The sequence below is a fragment of the Rhodococcus sp. MEB064 genome, from assembly GCF_000834565.1.
In the GTDB taxonomy this organism is placed as follows: domain Bacteria; phylum Actinomycetota; class Actinomycetes; order Mycobacteriales; family Mycobacteriaceae; genus Rhodococcoides.
In genome coordinates, this window is record NZ_JXQS01000026.1 from 22,394 (window position 1) to 38,528 (window position 16,135).

Annotated in this window: 14 protein-coding genes, 1 tRNA gene and 1 other RNA gene; 7 read left to right on the forward strand and 9 right to left on the reverse strand. The window is 66.2% G+C overall.

All coding sequences use genetic code 11. The annotated features are described in order from the left end of the window. Positions 1-18 precede the first annotated feature (18 nt). An RNA gene (ffs, locus tag RU01_RS22510) (signal recognition particle sRNA small type) lies at positions 19-113 on the reverse strand. 82 nt (positions 114-195) lie between these two features. Here ffs and RU01_RS13165 point away from each other — a divergent pair. Then, positions 196-280, forward strand: a tRNA-Ser gene (locus RU01_RS13165). A 43-nt stretch (positions 281-323) separates the two neighbouring features. Here RU01_RS13165 and RU01_RS13170 read toward each other — a convergent pair. Together RU01_RS13170 and RU01_RS13175 are read right to left on the reverse strand one after the other, a co-directional pair. Next, the gene (locus tag RU01_RS13170; protein WP_156148909.1) at positions 324-473 is read right to left on the reverse strand and encodes a hypothetical protein; all 150 of its coding nucleotides are present in this window, start codon (positions 471-473) and stop codon (positions 324-326) included. Positions 474-508: 35 nt separating this feature from the next. Next, a complete protein-coding gene (locus RU01_RS13175; protein WP_231568705.1) occupies positions 509-1,411 on the reverse strand; it encodes a DUF2797 domain-containing protein in 903 nt (300 codons plus the stop codon). Between the two features lie 33 nt (positions 1,412-1,444). Here RU01_RS13175 and RU01_RS13180 point away from each other — a divergent pair, with 33 nt between their 5' ends. Together RU01_RS13180 and RU01_RS13185 are read left to right on the forward strand one after the other, a co-directional pair. Continuing rightward, complete coding sequence (locus RU01_RS13180; protein WP_042575029.1) at positions 1,445-1,984, forward strand: hypothetical protein; 540 nt, start codon at positions 1,445-1,447, stop codon at positions 1,982-1,984. Between the two features lie 141 nt (positions 1,985-2,125). Continuing rightward, positions 2,126-3,028 carry an alpha/beta fold hydrolase gene (locus tag RU01_RS13185; protein ID WP_231568706.1) on the forward strand — a complete coding sequence of 301 codons (903 nt, stop codon included), beginning with the start codon at positions 2,126-2,128 and terminating at the stop codon, positions 3,026-3,028. A 58-nt stretch (positions 3,029-3,086) separates the two neighbouring features. Here RU01_RS13185 and RU01_RS13190 read toward each other — a convergent pair whose 3' ends face one another. Next, complete coding sequence (locus RU01_RS13190) at positions 3,087-4,469, reverse strand: MFS transporter (protein ID WP_042575030.1); 1,383 nt, start codon at positions 4,467-4,469, stop codon at positions 3,087-3,089. Positions 4,470-4,597: 128 nt separating this feature from the next. On the opposite strand from RU01_RS13190, the gene RU01_RS13195 reads away from it, so the two are divergent. The 4 genes from RU01_RS13195 (at position 4,598) to RU01_RS13210 (ending at position 8,048) form a co-directional block, all read left to right on the forward strand. Further along, on the forward strand, positions 4,598-5,554 hold the full coding sequence (locus tag RU01_RS13195) for a LysR family transcriptional regulator (protein ID WP_231568707.1): 957 nt from the start codon (positions 4,598-4,600) through the stop codon (positions 5,552-5,554). Next, complete coding sequence (gene gluQRS, locus RU01_RS13200) at positions 5,551-6,438, forward strand: tRNA glutamyl-Q(34) synthetase GluQRS (RefSeq protein WP_042575032.1); 888 nt, start codon at positions 5,551-5,553, stop codon at positions 6,436-6,438. The genes RU01_RS13195 and gluQRS overlap by 4 nt, the downstream gene beginning before the upstream one ends. A 106-nt stretch (positions 6,439-6,544) precedes the next feature. After that, positions 6,545-7,228: an RDD family protein gene (locus RU01_RS13205; protein ID WP_042575033.1), complete on the forward strand. Its 684-nt coding sequence runs from the start codon at positions 6,545-6,547 to the stop codon at positions 7,226-7,228. A 76-nt stretch (positions 7,229-7,304) separates the two neighbouring features. After that, positions 7,305-8,048 (forward strand): queuosine precursor transporter, encoded by a 744-nt coding sequence (locus RU01_RS13210; protein ID WP_042575034.1) that lies wholly within the window; start codon positions 7,305-7,307, stop codon positions 8,046-8,048. An 87-nt stretch (positions 8,049-8,135) separates the two neighbouring features. On the opposite strand, the gene tgt is transcribed toward RU01_RS13210, so the two are convergent. The 5 genes from tgt to RU01_RS13235 are packed head-to-tail and all read right to left on the reverse strand — an operon-like array spanning position 8,136 to position 16,085. After that, the gene (gene tgt, locus RU01_RS13215; RefSeq protein ID WP_042575035.1) at positions 8,136-9,365 is read right to left on the reverse strand and encodes a tRNA guanosine(34) transglycosylase Tgt; all 1,230 of its coding nucleotides are present in this window, start codon (positions 9,363-9,365) and stop codon (positions 8,136-8,138) included. Further along, positions 9,362-11,245, reverse strand: a complete 1,884-nt coding sequence (locus tag RU01_RS13220; RefSeq protein WP_231568711.1) for an ABC transporter ATP-binding protein — start codon at positions 11,243-11,245, stop codon at positions 9,362-9,364. The genes tgt and RU01_RS13220 overlap by 4 nt, the downstream gene beginning before the upstream one ends. Before the next feature lie 47 nt (positions 11,246-11,292). Next, complete coding sequence (locus tag RU01_RS13225; RefSeq protein ID WP_042575037.1) at positions 11,293-13,026, reverse strand: ABC transporter ATP-binding protein; 1,734 nt, start codon at positions 13,024-13,026, stop codon at positions 11,293-11,295. Between the two features lie 54 nt (positions 13,027-13,080). Next, a complete protein-coding gene (locus tag RU01_RS13230) occupies positions 13,081-15,396 on the reverse strand; it encodes an MMPL family transporter (protein ID WP_042575038.1) in 2,316 nt (771 codons plus the stop codon). 50 nt (positions 15,397-15,446) lie between these two features. Next, a complete protein-coding gene (locus RU01_RS13235; protein WP_052493279.1) occupies positions 15,447-16,085 on the reverse strand; it encodes a TetR/AcrR family transcriptional regulator in 639 nt (212 codons plus the stop codon). Positions 16,086-16,135: the final 50 nt, after the last annotated feature.

Sequence of the window (16,135 nt, forward strand, 5' to 3'; positions counted from 1 at the left end):
ACTGCGCGTGGCGGGAAGTTAAGGGGACCCCGCGCACCCGGCAGAGCCCGTTGACCCTTGCTGCCTTCCGGCCCTGGGGGAGTTCACAGGATGCGCGCCGCGCGGGATCCGTGGACGAGTCTAGCCACATCCCCCGCGCACCACCGAACCGACCCGATTCGTCTCCGAGGGGGTGTCGCCGGTAAGGTAGCCGACGGAGGATTCGCCTAGTGGCCTATGGCGCTCGCCTGGAACGCGGGTTGGGTTAACGCCCTCAGGGGTTCAAATCCCCTATCCTCCGCAGAGAAAGACCCCCGTGCACTGCACGGGGGTCTTCTTCGTTCTCACTCTCTGTCCAACACCCAGGTCACCGGAGCCGGGTCGAGCCCCTCCACGACGCCGGCGGCCCAGGCCTCGGCGGTGGAGATGTCCTCGTGGTCGGCTTTGGCCAGGACGGTGTCGTTGCTGGTGTCACGCACTCGGTAGGTCGGCATGACTGCCGGATGCCACACGGCGTGCACCGACAAACTCAGAACAGCGCTTCCTGCATCGCGGGGAGCGCCGTCTCGAAGTCGCCCCTCTCGATGCGCCGCCCGCGCAGTCTCGACAGGTCGGCCACGTAGAGCGAGTCCGGGTCTTCGGACACCGTGGACCCGACGGCGGAGCCGACGCACCACCGCACTGTCATTCCATGCGTGCCGACGGCGGTGTCGAGCGGATACGCGGTCCGTCGCCCGTCGAAAACTTCGTCCCGTGCGGGAGCCTGCCACTGCTCGTCGACGATGCGGAAGTCGTCGTCGGAGAAGTCCGATCCGAGATCCGCCAGCACCTCGCGCGCCGCCGCGGCCGCATCGGCGTTCGCACGATCGAGGCGCGACAAGTCGACGGGACGGGTGAGGCCTGCAGCCTTGGCGGACGCGCGGACCGCTTGCCGGAGCCCCGCCGTGTCGGTCATCGCGTCCTCGAGATGTCGCACCACCCGACCGTCGACGGCTCGCGCGACGTACCGTCCGACGACAGCTCCCTGCTCGGTCAGACGCCCCCATTTTCGGGGGTCGGCGGCGGTCCCCACCTTGTCGGTCCCGTCGGCGAACGTTGCGACGTACAACCAGTGCGGCTGCATCACAACGCTTTCCAGTCCCTTCGACAGGAAGTCCTGCCGGTGCACGATGTGGACGAACCGGAAGGGGTCCGCCGCGACGCACGCCTCGCAGTGCACCCCGGAAGTCGCCCGCGCCGAGTTCGGGCACGCCACGGGACCCGCATCACCGCGGCGTCCGATGCACCACAGCACGCCGGGGGCGTCGACCGCCCGGTACCGCAGCGAGGCCCCGGTGACGGGCATCGTGGTCATCCGGCCCGTCGAGGCGTCGGTGAGTCCCAGCAGCGGCTCGTCCCGTGGCCAACTCACGCCGCGAACCAACTCGACCACGTACGTCTCCTCTCGACCTGGCACTCTTCGACCATGCGCGCACCCGGATTCGTCAGCTCCGCCTATCACCGCGTGACGACGCGGAAGGGTGGGCTGCTCCCCCGACACCGCGCGTCCGCACGATTGTCCGCCTATGTCTACGGCAACATTCTGGTGATGACCGTCGTGGTCGCGGCGAGCCCGGGGTCCATCGCAAACGGCTCGGCGGCGTTGTTGGTGCTCGGGACGACGGTCACGACGTTCCTCGCCCACGTCTTCGCGGACGCCGTGGCGGCGGGCACTGTCGACGACGACTCGGTGGACATGCGCGCGGAGTTGCGCGACACGGTGCCGATCGCGTCGTCCGGTGTCGCGCCGTCCTTCCTTCTGGCCCTTGCCTGGCTCGATGTGCTGCCCGGCGCCCTCGCACAGGCCGCCGCCGGGGCGTTGGTGACTCTGCGCATCGCCTCGATACCCGTGGTCGCCGAGCGTCTGCGGGGGCGGAGTCCGTCGTTCCGCCTGGTCCTGGCGGGTATCGGGACCGCTGTCGTCGCCGCCGTGGTGGTAGCCGTGAAGGTCTATCTGACGCACTGAACACGTCGTTCGCCGGACAAACGTCTTGTGACGAACACCGCCCGTCCACACGTAATGTCTGGCATCACATGGCTCCGGAATGGCGCATCCGCGCCGGATGCAGTGCACACTCGGAAGAGTTGTACTACGGAGGGATCTCCCATGGCGGCACTCGATACCGCACAGCCGGACATGCAGACATTCAGTCTGCACGGCAACGACATGAAATACCTGGACATCGGAGACGGCCCGACGGTCATCCTGATCCACGGCCTGCTGGGTTCCCACCACAACTGGGAACCCCAGGTCGACATGCTGTCGCGTCGATACCGCGTGATCGTCCCGGACCTGCTGGGTCACGGTGAGTCCGACAAGCCGGCCGGTGACTACTCCATCAGCGCCCACGCGGCCAGCGTCCGCGACCTGCTGCACAGCCTCGACATCTCGTCCGCGACGTTCGTCGGCCACTCTCTCGGCGGCGGCATCGCGATGCAGACCCTCTACCTGTTCCCCGAACTGGTCGAGCGCATGGTGCTCATCGCGAGCGGTGGCCTCGGCCCCGAGGTGAGCCCGCTGCTCCGCGCCGCGACTCTCCCCGGTAGCGAGTTGGTGCTCCCGCTGATGGCCAACCGCACGGTTCGCGGACTGACCGACCTGGCGATCGACGGTCTGGACAAGCTCGGACTGCCGCTGATGAGCGCCAGTTCGACCGAGGCGTGGCGCAGTTTCGGGTCGGTGCAGGACGCCGGAACCCGACGCGCATTCCTGGCGACGGCGCGCTCGGTGATCAGCTTCCGAGGCCAGACCATCAATGCCACTCCGCACTTCGCCAATTTCCCCAACATCCAGGCGATGCTCATCTGGGGTGCGCGCGACAGCATCATCCCCAACTCCCACACCGAGAACGCGCGGGCCGAGCTACCGCAGGGACGGGTCGAGATCTTCGAGCGCGCGGGGCATTTCCCGCACCTGGACAACCCGGACCGCTTCGAGCGAGTGTTCGCAGAGTTCATGAGCGACTGCGAGGCGCAGACCCCGCGGCCGAGACTGGTCGCGAAAGCCTGATCACGACGAAGAACGCCCTCTCCCGATCCGGGAGAGGGCGTTCTCGCGTTGTACAGACCTACTTGGCGAGACCGACCTTCGCGAGTTCCGCCTCGGTGGCCAGGTTCTTCGCGTCGGCGATGTCGATGCTCTCGAGCGCGATGCCCTTGGTCTCCCGCGCCACGACCACGGCGATGAGGGTGATCAGGGTGGCGCCCGCGAGGTACCAGGCGATGGGCACGGACGAGCCGTACACGTCGAGCAGCTTGACCGCGATGATCGGCGCCAGCGAACCCGCGACGATCGACGTCACCTGGTATCCCAGTGACACACCCGAATACCGCATACGCGTGGGGAACATCTCGGACATGATCGCCGGCTGCGTCGCGTACATGAAGGCGTGGAAGACCAGGCCGATGATGATCGCCAGCATGATCACGACGTTGTGGCCGCTGTTCATCATCGGAAACGCGAAGAACCCCCACGTCCCGGCGGTGATCGCACCGACCATGTACACCGGACGGCGGCCCACGGTGTCGGCCAGTCGACCGACCAGCGGGATCACCGCGAAGTGGACGGCGTGCGCGACGAGCATCCACCACAGGATGGTGCTGGTGTCCGTTCCCACCTCGACCTTGAGGTAGGTGATGGAGAAGGTGACCACCAGGTAGTACATGACGTTCTCACCGAAGCGCAGGCCCATCGCGGTGAACACGCCACGCGGGTACCGCTTGACCACCTCGAAGACGCCGTACGACGCGGCCTTGATGACCTCTGCCTGCTTCTGGGCCTCGACGAAGATCGGGGCGTCGGTGACCTTGGTGCGGACGTAGTAGCCGACGAAGACGATGACGGCGGACAGCCAGAACGCGACACGCCAGCCCCAGCTGAGGAACGCCTCGTCGGACAGTGTCGTGGTCAGAACCAGCAACACCACGGTGGCCAGCAGGTTTCCACCGGGAACACCGGCCTGCGGCCAGCTCGCCCAGAAACCGCGGCTCTTGTTCGGGCTGTGCTCGGCGACCAGAAGTACCGCGCCACCCCACTCTCCGCCGACGGCGAAGCCCTGGATGAAGCGCAGCAGCACCAGCAGCGCCGGCGCCCAGTAGCCGATCTGGTTGAACGTCGGCAGACATCCCATGAGGAACGTCGCGGCACCGACGAGCACCAGGGAAAACTGGAGCAGCTTCTTGCGTCCGTACTTGTCACCGAAGTGACCGAAGACGATGCCGCCCAGCGGTCTCGCGACGAATCCCACCGCGTAGGTGACGAACGCGGCCAGGATGGCGTCGAGTTCGCTGGTTCCCTCCGCGAACATGATCTTGCTGAACACGAGCGTCGCCGCCGTGCCGTAGAGGAAGAACTCGTACCACTCGACCACGGTGCCCGCCATGGATGCGGCGACCACCTTCCGCAGACCCGACGGTTCCTCCTCGCGGTCCACTCTGTCGACAACCGACATGACATTCTCCTTGCTGAGTCTCCGGCACCGGGACAGTGATCCACGGCACACGCTGGGTTCAGTATCGACGCAGATCACCGGAGATCACAATGGCCGCGAACGCAGTACGAGACTGCAAAGATGCACACATGACCCCGATCGGCAGTTCCGCACCCCACGGTCGGCCGTCTCTGCCCAGTGCCGACGATCTCCTGGTGCTCCTCGCCGTGGGACGCAGCGGACGCTTCACCGCGGCGGCGGACAGTCTGGGCGTCAACCACACCACCGTGTCGCGCCGCATCGCGTCGTTGGAAAAGTCGCTCGGTGGCCGAGTGCTGGTCAAGACGTCGGGCGGGTGGGAACTGACCGACCTCGGCCGGGGTGCCGTGCGGGCGGCAGAGACAGTGGACGGAGTCGTCCGGGGGTTGGTGGACCCCGCCGGGGCGTCGCTGAGAGGTGTCGTGAGGATCTCGGCCACCGACGGCTTCAGCGCGTACATCGCCGCTCCCGCCGCGGTCCATGTGCAGGAACGCCACCCGGACATCGCTGTCGAACTGGTCGCCGCCACTCGTCGAGCGTCGCAACAACGGTCGGGAATGGACATCGAAATCGTCGTCGGGACACCGCACGTCCACCGCGCCGAGGCCCTGCATCTCGGCGACTACTGCCTCGGTCTCTACGCCACCCGCGAGTACCTGGACAGCCACGGCGACGTCGCCACCCGAGCCGACCTCTCCGGGCATCCGTTGGTCTACTTCGTGGAATCGATGCTGCGTGTCGACGATCTCGACCTGGCGCGATCCGTCGGAGGCGACGCCGACTCCTCCGACGTTCCCGTCATGCGCAGTTCGGTCAGCTCGACCAACGTGTTCGTCCATGTCGAGGCCACCCGTGCCGGGGCGGGCATCGGCCTGCTCCCGTGCTTCATGGCCGACCGCCACGACGACCTGGTCCGAGTGCTGCACTCAGAGGTCACGGTGACATTGGCGTACTGGCTGGTCGCTCGGAGCGAGACACTGCGTCGGCCCGAGGTCGGGGTCGTCGTCGACGCGATGAGGGCATTGGTCACGGCGCGCAGTGCCGAACTGCTCGGACGGGCGGAATGACGGGAGCCGGCCGATACGCGCCGAGCCCGTCCGGCGATCTCCACCTCGGCAACCTCAGGACCGCTGTCCTGGCCTGGCTCTTCGCCCGCAGGACGGACCGATCGTTCGTCCTGCGCGTCGAGGATCTGGACCGTGTCCGGGAGGGTTCGGAAGCGCGCCAACTTGCCGATCTGGCCGCACTGGCCGTGGACTTCGACGGCCCCGTGCTGCATCAATCGGATCGACGAGATTCCTATGTGGCGGCCATCGAGTCTCTGCGCGCGGACGGTCGGGTGTACGAGTGCTTCTGCACTCGGCGGGAGATCCAGCAGGCTGCGTCGGCGCCTCATGCTCCACAGGGCGCCTACCCGGGAACGTGCCGTCATCTGTCCGACACCGAACGCGCGCAGCGCAGAGCCGAGGGTCGACGCGCTGCGCTGCGGTTGAGAGCCGACGTCGACACGTACACGGTCCACGACGCACTGGCAGGCGAGTACACCGGAGTCGTCGACGACTTCGTCCTGCAACGCACCGACGGAGTGCCCGCCTACAACCTTGCCGTGGTCGTCGACGACGGCTTCCAGGGTGTGGACCAGGTCGTCCGCGGCGACGACCTTCTCGCGTCGGCTCCCCGCCAGGCGTATCTGGCCGGCCTGCTCGACATCCCCGAACCGACGTACGTGCATGTCCCGCTCGCCCTGGGGCCCACGGGTGCGCGGCTCGCGAAGAGGGACGGCGCAGTGACGTTGCGAGACCGCCTGGACGCCGGCGAATCCGTGCAGGACGTCGTCGAGATGATCGCGGCGTCGATCGGAACGCCGGGATGTCGCAGTCTCGACGACATCGCAGGTCGATGGACTCCGGCACTGCTTCCGCGAGATCCGTGGTTCGTGGCGTTTCCCTGATCGGTACCGCTTCGCAACAGGACATGGCACACCGTCGGGGGCATTTCGGACGTAGGGTGGCCGCGACAGTTCCGCACGTCTCATCCCCTCGTACGAGAAGGACACCATGACCACAGGCGGTTTCGACCCGAACAAGGACCCGCAGAACCCCGGTGGCTACCCACCGCCCAGCCAGGGTTCGTACCCGCCGCCCCAGCAGGGCAACTACCCGCCGCCGCAGCAGGGTGGATTCACTCCGCCTCAGCAGGGCTCGTACCCGCCGCCGCCGCAGCAGGGTGGCTACCCGCAGCAGGGCGGTTACCCCCAGCAGGGCGGCTACCCGACGCCTCCCCAGTTCGACAACAGCGGGTTCGGCGGACAGCCTGCCGGCGGCCGGCCCGGTAGCCTCGGCATCCGTCTCGGTGCCCGCATCATCGACGGGATCATCGTCGGAATCGTCGCGTTGATCCTGGCGGCCATCTTCGGGGCCACCGACAACATCCTCGTCACCGGCCTGTTCTCCGGTGTTCTGACGTTCGCCTACTTCGTCGGCCTCGAGGTCAGCCAGGGAGCGACGCTGGGCAAGAAGATCCTCGGGCTCCAGGTTCACGGACCCGCCGGTGCGGCACGTCCGAGCCTGCAGCAGTCCGCGATCCGCAACGCCTTCACGCTGCTGAACGTCATCCCGTTCCTCGGCGGCCTGCTCGCGTTCATCGCGGTGATCGTCATCGCCGTGACGATCAACTCGAGCCCCAGCAAGCAGGGCAAGCACGATCAGTTCGCCGGCGGCACCCAGGTCGTCAAGAAGTAACACCGTTCGCGGCGCCTCGGGCGCGGATCCCTCGCGGGATTCGCGCCCGTCGTCGTCTCGGTGCTTGGATCGACCGGTGACTGCAACCAACTCCACTGCCACCGACGGCGACACTCCGTCTGGACAGGCCTCGTTCGCCCACATCAGCCGGGGCTTCTACCCCGCCATCGTCGCTCTTTTCGTGGCGGTTCTGCTGATCTCGAACGTGGCCGCCAGCAAGGGTGTCGCCTTCTTCGCCTCGTCCGACGTCTCGCTCGGGCCCTTCCAAGTTCTGCCGATCAACACCGACGGCGCCTTCTTCCTCTTCCCCCTCGCCTACATCCTCGGCGACGTCCTCAGCGAGGTATACGGCCTCAAGGCGACGCGCCGCGCCATCTACCTTGGCTTCGGATCGCTCCTGCTCACCTCGGTGTGCTTCTGGATCGCGATCGAACTCCCCGCAGCCTCGTTCTACGAGAACCAGGCAGCACTCGAGACCGTCGTCGGCGTCGTCCCCCGTCTGGTCCTGGCCGGACTCGCCGGGTACACCGTCGGACAGCTGCTGAATTCCATCGTGCTGGTGAAGATCAAGGAACGCACGAAGGAGAAGCACCTGTGGGCCCGGCTCATCGGGTCGACCGTCGTCGGCGAATTCTTCGACACACTGATCTTCTGCAGCATCGCAGCCGGCGTCATCGGCATCACGACGGGCTCCGACTTCGTCAACTACGTCATCGTCGGCTTCCTGTGGAAGACCCTCGTCGAGGTGCTGGTCCTCCCCATCACCTACGCCGTGATCGCGTACATCAAGAAGCGCGAGCCGACCTACTCCCCGGACTGACCCCACCCCCGCCCCGCGAGTACGTCGATACTGTCGCTGCCGAGCACGACATCACGACACTATGGACGTACTCGCGGGGAGTTTTGGTCAGGAATAGAAGCGCGCCAACGTGTCCTTCTTGAACTCCTGGAACCGCCCGTCGCGGATGGATGCGCGGATGTCGTCGACCAGTTTCACCGTGAAACGCTCGTTGTGGATCGTCGCCAAGGTCGAGGCCAGCATCTCCTTCGCCTTGAACAGGTGATGCATGTAGGCGCGTGTGTAGTGCGCGCAGGTGTAGCAATCGCACTCGTCGTCGATCGGGGTGAAGTCGCGTCGGAAACGCGCGGTGTTGATGTTGAATCTGCCGTCCGGGGTGTAGATCGCCGCGTTCCGCGCCACTCGTGACGGGTTCACGCAGTCGAAGGTGTCGGCGCCGTTCTCGATGGCGACGAAGAAGTCGTCCGGCTCGCTGATGCCGAGCATGTGGCGCGGTTTGTGTTCGGGCAGTTCCTCGTTCACCCATCGGACGATGGTGCCGAGGTTCTGCTTCTCCAATGCGCCGCCGATGCCGTAGCCGTCGAATCCGCGCCCGGTCTCACCCACGATGGTCTCGAGATCATGTGCCGCTTTCCGACGAAGATCCTCGTACTGCGCACCCTGCACCACACCGAACAGCGCCTGGTACGGCTTGCCGACGCGTTCCGCCGTCAGCCGCTCGTGTTCGGCGATGCAGCGGACCGCCCACGCCTGGGTCCGGTCGAGCGACTGTTCCTGATACGCACGGGTGTTCATCAGCGTCGTCAGCTCGTCGAAGGCGAACATGATGTCCGCGCCGAGCTGGTGCTGGATCTGCATCGACACCTCGGGGGTGAAGCGGTGCCGCGATCCGTCGAGGTGGGACTTGAACGTGACGCCGTCGTCGTCGACGTGGGCGAGACGCTCCTTGCCCTCGGCAATGACGTCGTCGGACTGGACGCGGCTCGCGTCCATCGAGATGACCTTCTTGAATCCCACGCCCAGCGACATGACCTGGAACCCGCCGCTGTCGGTGAACGTCGGGCCGTCCCAGTTCATGAACTTCCCGAGACCGCCCGCGTCGTCGACTATGTCCGAGCCCGGCTGCAGGTACAGGTGATAGGCATTGGCCAGAACTGCCTGTACCCCCAGCTCTTTCATCGATTCGGGCAAAACCGCCTTGACGGTCGCCTTGGTTCCGACGGCGATGAACGCCGGGGTCTGGATCTCGCCGTGCGGGGTCCGCAAGGTGCCGGTGCGACCGAGGTGGTCCTCGATCCGGTCCTCGACGGTGAAGAAGTTCTCGCGGGGCTGACTCACGCTCCCATCGAACCAGACGCCAGCTGCTGCTCCTGCAGGCCGGACGCACTGAGCCGGTGGTAGGCACCGCGCGCCGCGATGAGCTCGTCGTGCGTGCCCTTCTCCACGATGGATCCGTTCTCCATCACGAGAATGAGATCGGCGTCGCGGATGGTCGAGAGTCGGTGTGCGATAACGAAACTCGTGCGATCGCTGCGCAACGCGGCAGTCGCCTTCTGCACCAACAACTCGGTGCGGGTGTCGACGGAGCTGGTGGCCTCGTCGAGGATCAGCACGGCCGGATCAGCCAGGAATGCGCGAGCGATGGTGATGAGCTGCTTCTCACCGGCGCTGACGTTGCTGCCTTCCTCGTCGATCACGGTGTCGTAGCCGTTCGGAAGCGAGTGGACGAAGCGGTCGACGTAGCTGACCTGCGCGGCCTCCATGATCGACTCCTCGGTGGCGTCGGAGTTGCCGTACGCGATGTTGTCGCGAATGGTGCCGCCGAACAGCCAGGTGTCCTGCAGGACCATGCCGGTCCGCGATCGCAGAGTCGCCCGCGTCATGTCCCGGGTATCGACGCCGTCGAGGGTGATGGACCCGGAATCGATGTCGTAGAACCGCATTACGAGGTTCACCAGGGTTGTTTTACCCGCGCCGGTGGGACCGACGATCGCCACCATCTGACCGGGCTCGGCCACGAACGACAACCCGTCGATGAGCGGACGCTCGGGTTCGTAGCGGAACGAGACGTCGGCGAACTCGACGCGCCCGCTGCGCGTGGTGGGCTCGACCGGCTCGATCGGGTCGGCACCCTCTTCCTCCGCGTCGAGGATCTCGAAGATCCGCTCGGCCGAGGCGACACCGGACTGCAGCAGGTTGACCATCGAACCGATCTGCGTCAGCGGCTGCGTGAACTGGCGCGAGTACTGGATGAACGCCTGCACCTCACCGAGACTCAGCGTTCCCGACGCGACGCGCAACCCGCCGACGACGGCGATGGCCACGTAGTTGAGGTTGCCCAGGAACATGATGGCGGGCATGACGATTCCGGAGATGAACTGCGCGCGGAAGCTCGCCTGGTAGAGCTCCTCGTTGCTCTCGTGGAACACGCGAGCGGTCTCGCGCTGGCGACCGTAGGCCTTGACCAGCTCGTGGCCGGTGTACGCCTCCTCGACCTGCGCGTTGAGCGACCCTGTCTGCTTCCACTGCGCGATGAAGTGCGGCTGCGACCGCTTCGCGATCACCGTCGTCACCACGATCGACAGCGGCACGGTGAGGATGGCGACGAGCGCGAGCAGGGGCGAAATCCACAGCATCATCCCCAGGATCCCGAGGACGGTGAGCACCGAGACGATCAACTGGCTCAGCGTCTGCTGGAGACTTTGCGAGACGTTGTCGATGTCGTTCGTGACGCGGGAGAGCACGTCGCCGCGCTTGTGCGAGTCGAAGTAGCGCAACGGCAACCGATGGATCTTGGTTTCGACGTCGGTGCGCAGTCTCTTGATCACACGCTGCAGCGCGATGTTCAGGATGTAACCCTGGATCCACGACAGCAGGGCGGAACCGAGGTAGAGCGCCAGCACGATCATGAGCACGGATCCGACGGCGTCGAAGTCGACACCGCGCCCGGGCACCACGTCCATGCTCGACACCATGTCGGCGCGGGTGCCGTCACCGGCGGCGCGGAGGCCGTCGACGACCTGGTCCTTGGTCAGCGAGGGATCCAACGACCGGCCGACGATGCCGTCGAAGATCAGGTTGGTGGCCCTGCCCAGGATGTTCGGGGCCAGCACGGTGAGGACGACGCTGGCGATGGCGAACACGAGAACGATCGAGAGCAGCATCCGCTGCGGGACGAGCCGTCGCAGAAGACGCTTGACGGAGGGGCCGAACGTCATCGCCTTCGTGCCGGGAGCTCCGGGACCGGGAGGTCCTCCGGGCCGCGTCACGAGACACCTGCTGCGGTGCGCTGCGAGTCGACTATCTCCGCGTAGGTCGGACATGTCTCGAGCAACTCGTCGTGAGTGCCGAGTCCGACCATCCTTCCGTCGTCGAGGACGACGATGCGGTCGGCATCACGGATGGTGGACACGCGCTGTGCGACGACGATCACGCAGGCATCGCGGGTGATGGGGCGCAACGCCTCCCGGAGATTCGCATCGGTCGTCAGATCCAACGCCGAGAACGCGTCGTCGAAGACGTAGATGCTCGGACGGCGGATGATCGCGCGGGCGATGGCGAGCCTCTGACGCTGCCCGCCGGAGACGGTGGTGCCACCCTGGGCGACCGGGGTCTCGAGTCCCTCGGGCATGTCGCGGACGAAGTCGGCGGCCTGCGCGATCTCGAGCGCCTCCCACATCTCGGCCTCCGTGGCGTCCTCCTTGCCGTATCGGAGGTTCGAGGCGATGGTGCCGGAGAACAGGAACGGCCGCTGCGGGATCAGGCCGATCTCCGCTCGGAGGACTTCCGGATCCAGTTCTCGCACATCGGTTCCGCCCACACGTACCGTTCCGTCCGTCGTATCGATGAGTCGGGGTACGAGATTGACCAGGGTCGTCTTGCCCGAGCCGGTACTGCCGATGACGGCGGTGGTGGTTCCGGCGTCGGCGCGGAACGACACATCGCAGAGCACCGGGTAGTCGGCGGCGGGGTACGCGAAGCCGGCTCCGTCGAACTCGACGGTCGACGGTGCCGACGCGAAGCCGATCGGCTTCGCCGCGGGGACGACGGAGGAGTCGGTGCCCAGCACCTCCATGATCCGTTCGGCGCAGACGCTGGCGCGCGGAATCATCATCGCGATGAACGACGCCATGATCACCGACATCAGGATCTGCATGATGTAACTGAGAAGCGCAGTCAGAGAACCGATCTGCATGCGACCCTCGTCGACGGCGTGGCCACCGAACCAGATCACGGCCGCGCTGGTGACGTTGCTGATCAACATGACGACGGGGAACATCAGAGCCATCAGACGACCGACCTGCAGCGCGGTCGCGGTGAGGGCGGTGTTCGCGTCGTCGAAACGCTCGACTTCGTAGGGCTCGCGGACGAAGGCGCGGACCACTCGGATACCGGTGATCTGCTCGCGCAGAACACGGTTCACGGTATCGATGCGGGTCTGCATCACCTTGAACGCCGGCACCATCCGGACGACGACGAAGCCCATGCTGACGGCAAGCAACGGGACGGCGATACCCAGCAGCCAGGACAGTCCGAAGTCCTCGCGCAGCGCCATGACGATGCCGCCGACGCACATGATGGGTGCCATCACCAGAATGGTGCAGCCCATCAGGACCACCATCTGGACCTGCTGCACGTCGTTGGTGTTGCGGGTGATCAATGACGGTGCGCCGAAGGTCCCGACCTCACGGGCGGAGAACGTACCCACCCGGTCGAGCAGCGCTCCGCGGATGTCGCGTCCGGCCGCCATGGCCGCTCGCGCTCCGAAGTAGACGCCACCGATCGAGCAGGCGATCTGCACGGCCGACACCAGAAGCATGATCGTGCCGGTGGACAGGATGTAGCCGGTGTCGCCCGTCGTCACGCCGTTGTCGATGATGTCGGCGTTCAGACTGGGCAGGTACAGCGAGGCCACGGTGGCCACGAACTGCAGCACCACCACGCCCGTCAGCGGTCCCCGGTACGGGGCCAGGTAACGACGGAGAAGTGAGATCAACACGTCGTGCTTCCTTCCTTCAGGGCGGACGGGTCGTGGTGGGTGCAGGTCATCGGATCACAGCGTATTCGCCGGTACCCGCTCGTCGGTCGGCCTCGTGAGCTTCTCGCCCTCGATGTCCACGTTCGGCAGAATCTTGTCCAGCCACTTCGGCAGGTACCAGGCCTTGTCGCCGAGCAGCGCCATGACCGCGGGGATCAGGATCATGCGGACGATGAAGGCGTCGAAGAACACGGCGGCCGCGAGAGCGAAGCCGATGGACTTGATGAACGAGTCCGGCTCCAGCATGAACGCTGCGAACACCGAGATCATGATGACCGCCGCGGCCGCCACGACGCGGGCTCCGTACTTGAAGCCCGTGACGATGGCGTCGCTCGCATTCGCTCCGTGGACGTACGCCTCCCGCATCCGGGACACCAGGAAGACCTGGTAGTCCATCGCGAGTCCGAAGACCACACCGATCAGGAAGATCGGCATGAAGCTGACGATGGGCTGCGGGTTGGAGATCAGTCCCAGTCCGCCTTCCTGGAAGATGAAGACGGTGGCCCCGAAGGTGGCGAGCACGCTGAGCAGGAAGCCCAGTGTCGCCGTCAGCGGCACCAGGATCGACCGGAACACGACCATGAGCAGCAGAAATGCCAGTCCGACGACGACTGCGAGGTACGGGATCAGGGCCTTCTGGAGCCGATCCGACACGTCGATCTCGAGCGCGGTCTGGCCTGTGACGCCGTAGGTGACGCCGTACTCGGATTCCAGACCACCCTGGGCGTCGCGCAGCGCGGTCACCAGGTTCTGCGTGTCCTCGCTGATCGGTGAGCTCTTGGGAGTCACCGACACCAGGGCGGTGTCGCCCGCCGGGTTGAGCCCGGCCTGCTGTGCGTTGGTCACGTCGGGTTCCGCCGCAGCCTTGTCGACGACGGCCTGGAAGGCCGCCGTCCGATCGGCCTCGGGGACGTTGCTCGCGTCCACGACCATCAGCAGCTGTCCGTTGCGGCCCGGGCCGAAGCCCTGGTCGACCAGGTCGTACGCCTCACGAGCGGGGGTACCCGGTTCGGCGGTGGCCACCGACGGAAGCGCCAGTCGCAGCGACGTCATGGGACCGGCGATGACACCGAGGATCACGACGCCGACGATGAGGACCAGTGCGGGACGCTTGATCACCATGCGCACCCACCGCAGGCCGTTGGTCGGCTTGTCGTCGTGCTCCGGGTCCGGGACGGTGCGGATCTTGCCGGCGAAGGCCTTCTTGCCGAACAGACCGAGCACGGCGGGGAGCATCGTCAAGGCGACGAGGACGGCGACGAACACGCCGAAGCCTGCGGCGAGACCCATCTGCGAAAGGAACGGGATGCCGACGACGCGAAGCGCGACCAGGGCGATGAGCACCGTGGTTCCGGCGAAGACGACGGCGCTGCCCGCGGTACCGACAGCGCGTGCGGCGGCTTCTTCTCGGTCGTCGGTCTCGCTGAGCTCGTTGCGGAAGCGGGCGACGATGAAGAGGGAGTAGTCGATGGCGACGGCGAGGCCGATCATGATGGCCAGGATGGGCGTGAACTGCGTCAGTTCCGCGAAGCCCGATGCAGTGGTGATGGTCAGGCTCGTGACGCCGATTCCGACGATGGCGGTGATCAGCGGCAGTCCGGCGGCGACCAGCGACCCGAACATGACGACGAGGACGACTGCGGCGACGGCGAGACCGATGAGTTCGGCACTACCCCCGGGAGGTTCGTTGGCCTGCATCGCGCTTCCGCCGATCTCGACGGTCAGCCCGGCGTCCCGCGCCGGCTGCGCTGCCTCGTCGAGCTGCGTGCGCACGTCGGCGGTGACGTCGGTGACGGTGCCGGTCAGCGGAACCTGCAGGATTCCGATGGTCTTGTCCGGCGAGAGCGGGGACACCGCAGCGGCATTCGCGGCAGCGACGTCCGGCGCGAGACCGGCCTCCGCGTACTGATCGACGATCGCCTGGTTACCGGCGATCGGATCGAGGAGCGGCATGGCACCCTCGGGAACGGGCCCGGCGTCCGGATCGGCCTTCGCCGTGTCCTTCACCGCGGAGATGCCGCGGATGTTGCCGATGACTCTGTCGATCGCCGCGGTGTTCTCGGGCGAGTCGAGCGTGGTTCCGGAGGGGGCCTGGAACACGTACTGAGCGCTGGCGGACGTCAGCGGATCCTCACCGCCGCCGAATCGCTCCTTCTGCAGATCCAGCGCCGCCTGAGCGGGGGTGCCAGGAATGGAGAACGAGGTGCTCGTCGGACCGGACAGCGTGGCTGCACCGATTCCCGCCAGAACCAGGATCGCGAGCCAGATCGGCAGCACGATGCCTTTCCGACGGTACGAGAACCGTCCTATGCGATACAGGAAGGTGGCCATGGAAGTTCTCCTCGTTCGGGTGTTCGTGCTGGTGACGGGCGGGTGCGTGATCAGTCGGGCGGGAGCGGGGTGGAGCCGGTGAGCGGTTGCCGGAGTCCGCATTCGAGCTGTTGCATCGCGAGACGAACCACCTCACCGGCGGATTCCGCTGTGGTGGAACCCTTCTCGGATGCCTCCGCGAAGAAGGCGAGTGCGGCGCTGACGATGGCACCCACTGCGGCCTGCACCAGCGAGGGGTACAGGTCGCGGTCGGGATCGAGCCCGGTGCGCCGAGCGACGGCCTTCTTGAACGCTGCCGAGAGCGATCGGTCGAACTCGAGTTTCTTCGCCAACAGCGCCGGCGACTCCTCGACGAACCGTGCGATCGCGACGGTCTCGGTGAGCTCTCGTTCCGGATCGTCGACGATCTGGAAGACGATGGCGCGCACCGTATCCCAGAAGTCCTCGTCCTGCGGACGGTGCTCGATGAGGTCCACCCACTCGAACGCTGCCTGCTCGAGGTAGTACAGCGCCGCTTCTTCCTTGCTGGAGAAGTAGTTGTGGAACGTGCGCGTCGACACCCCCGCGTCGCGGGCGATCGCCTCCGCGGTCACGGTGTCGAAACCCTGTTGCCGACCGAGGCGGATGGCGGCAGCACTCAACGCTGCACGGGTCTCCGCTTTCTTGCGGTCACGTAGTCCGGAACTCACGGGATCCACAGTACGGAAGTTGCGCGAGTCGGCAAGTTTGCAGTGACGTG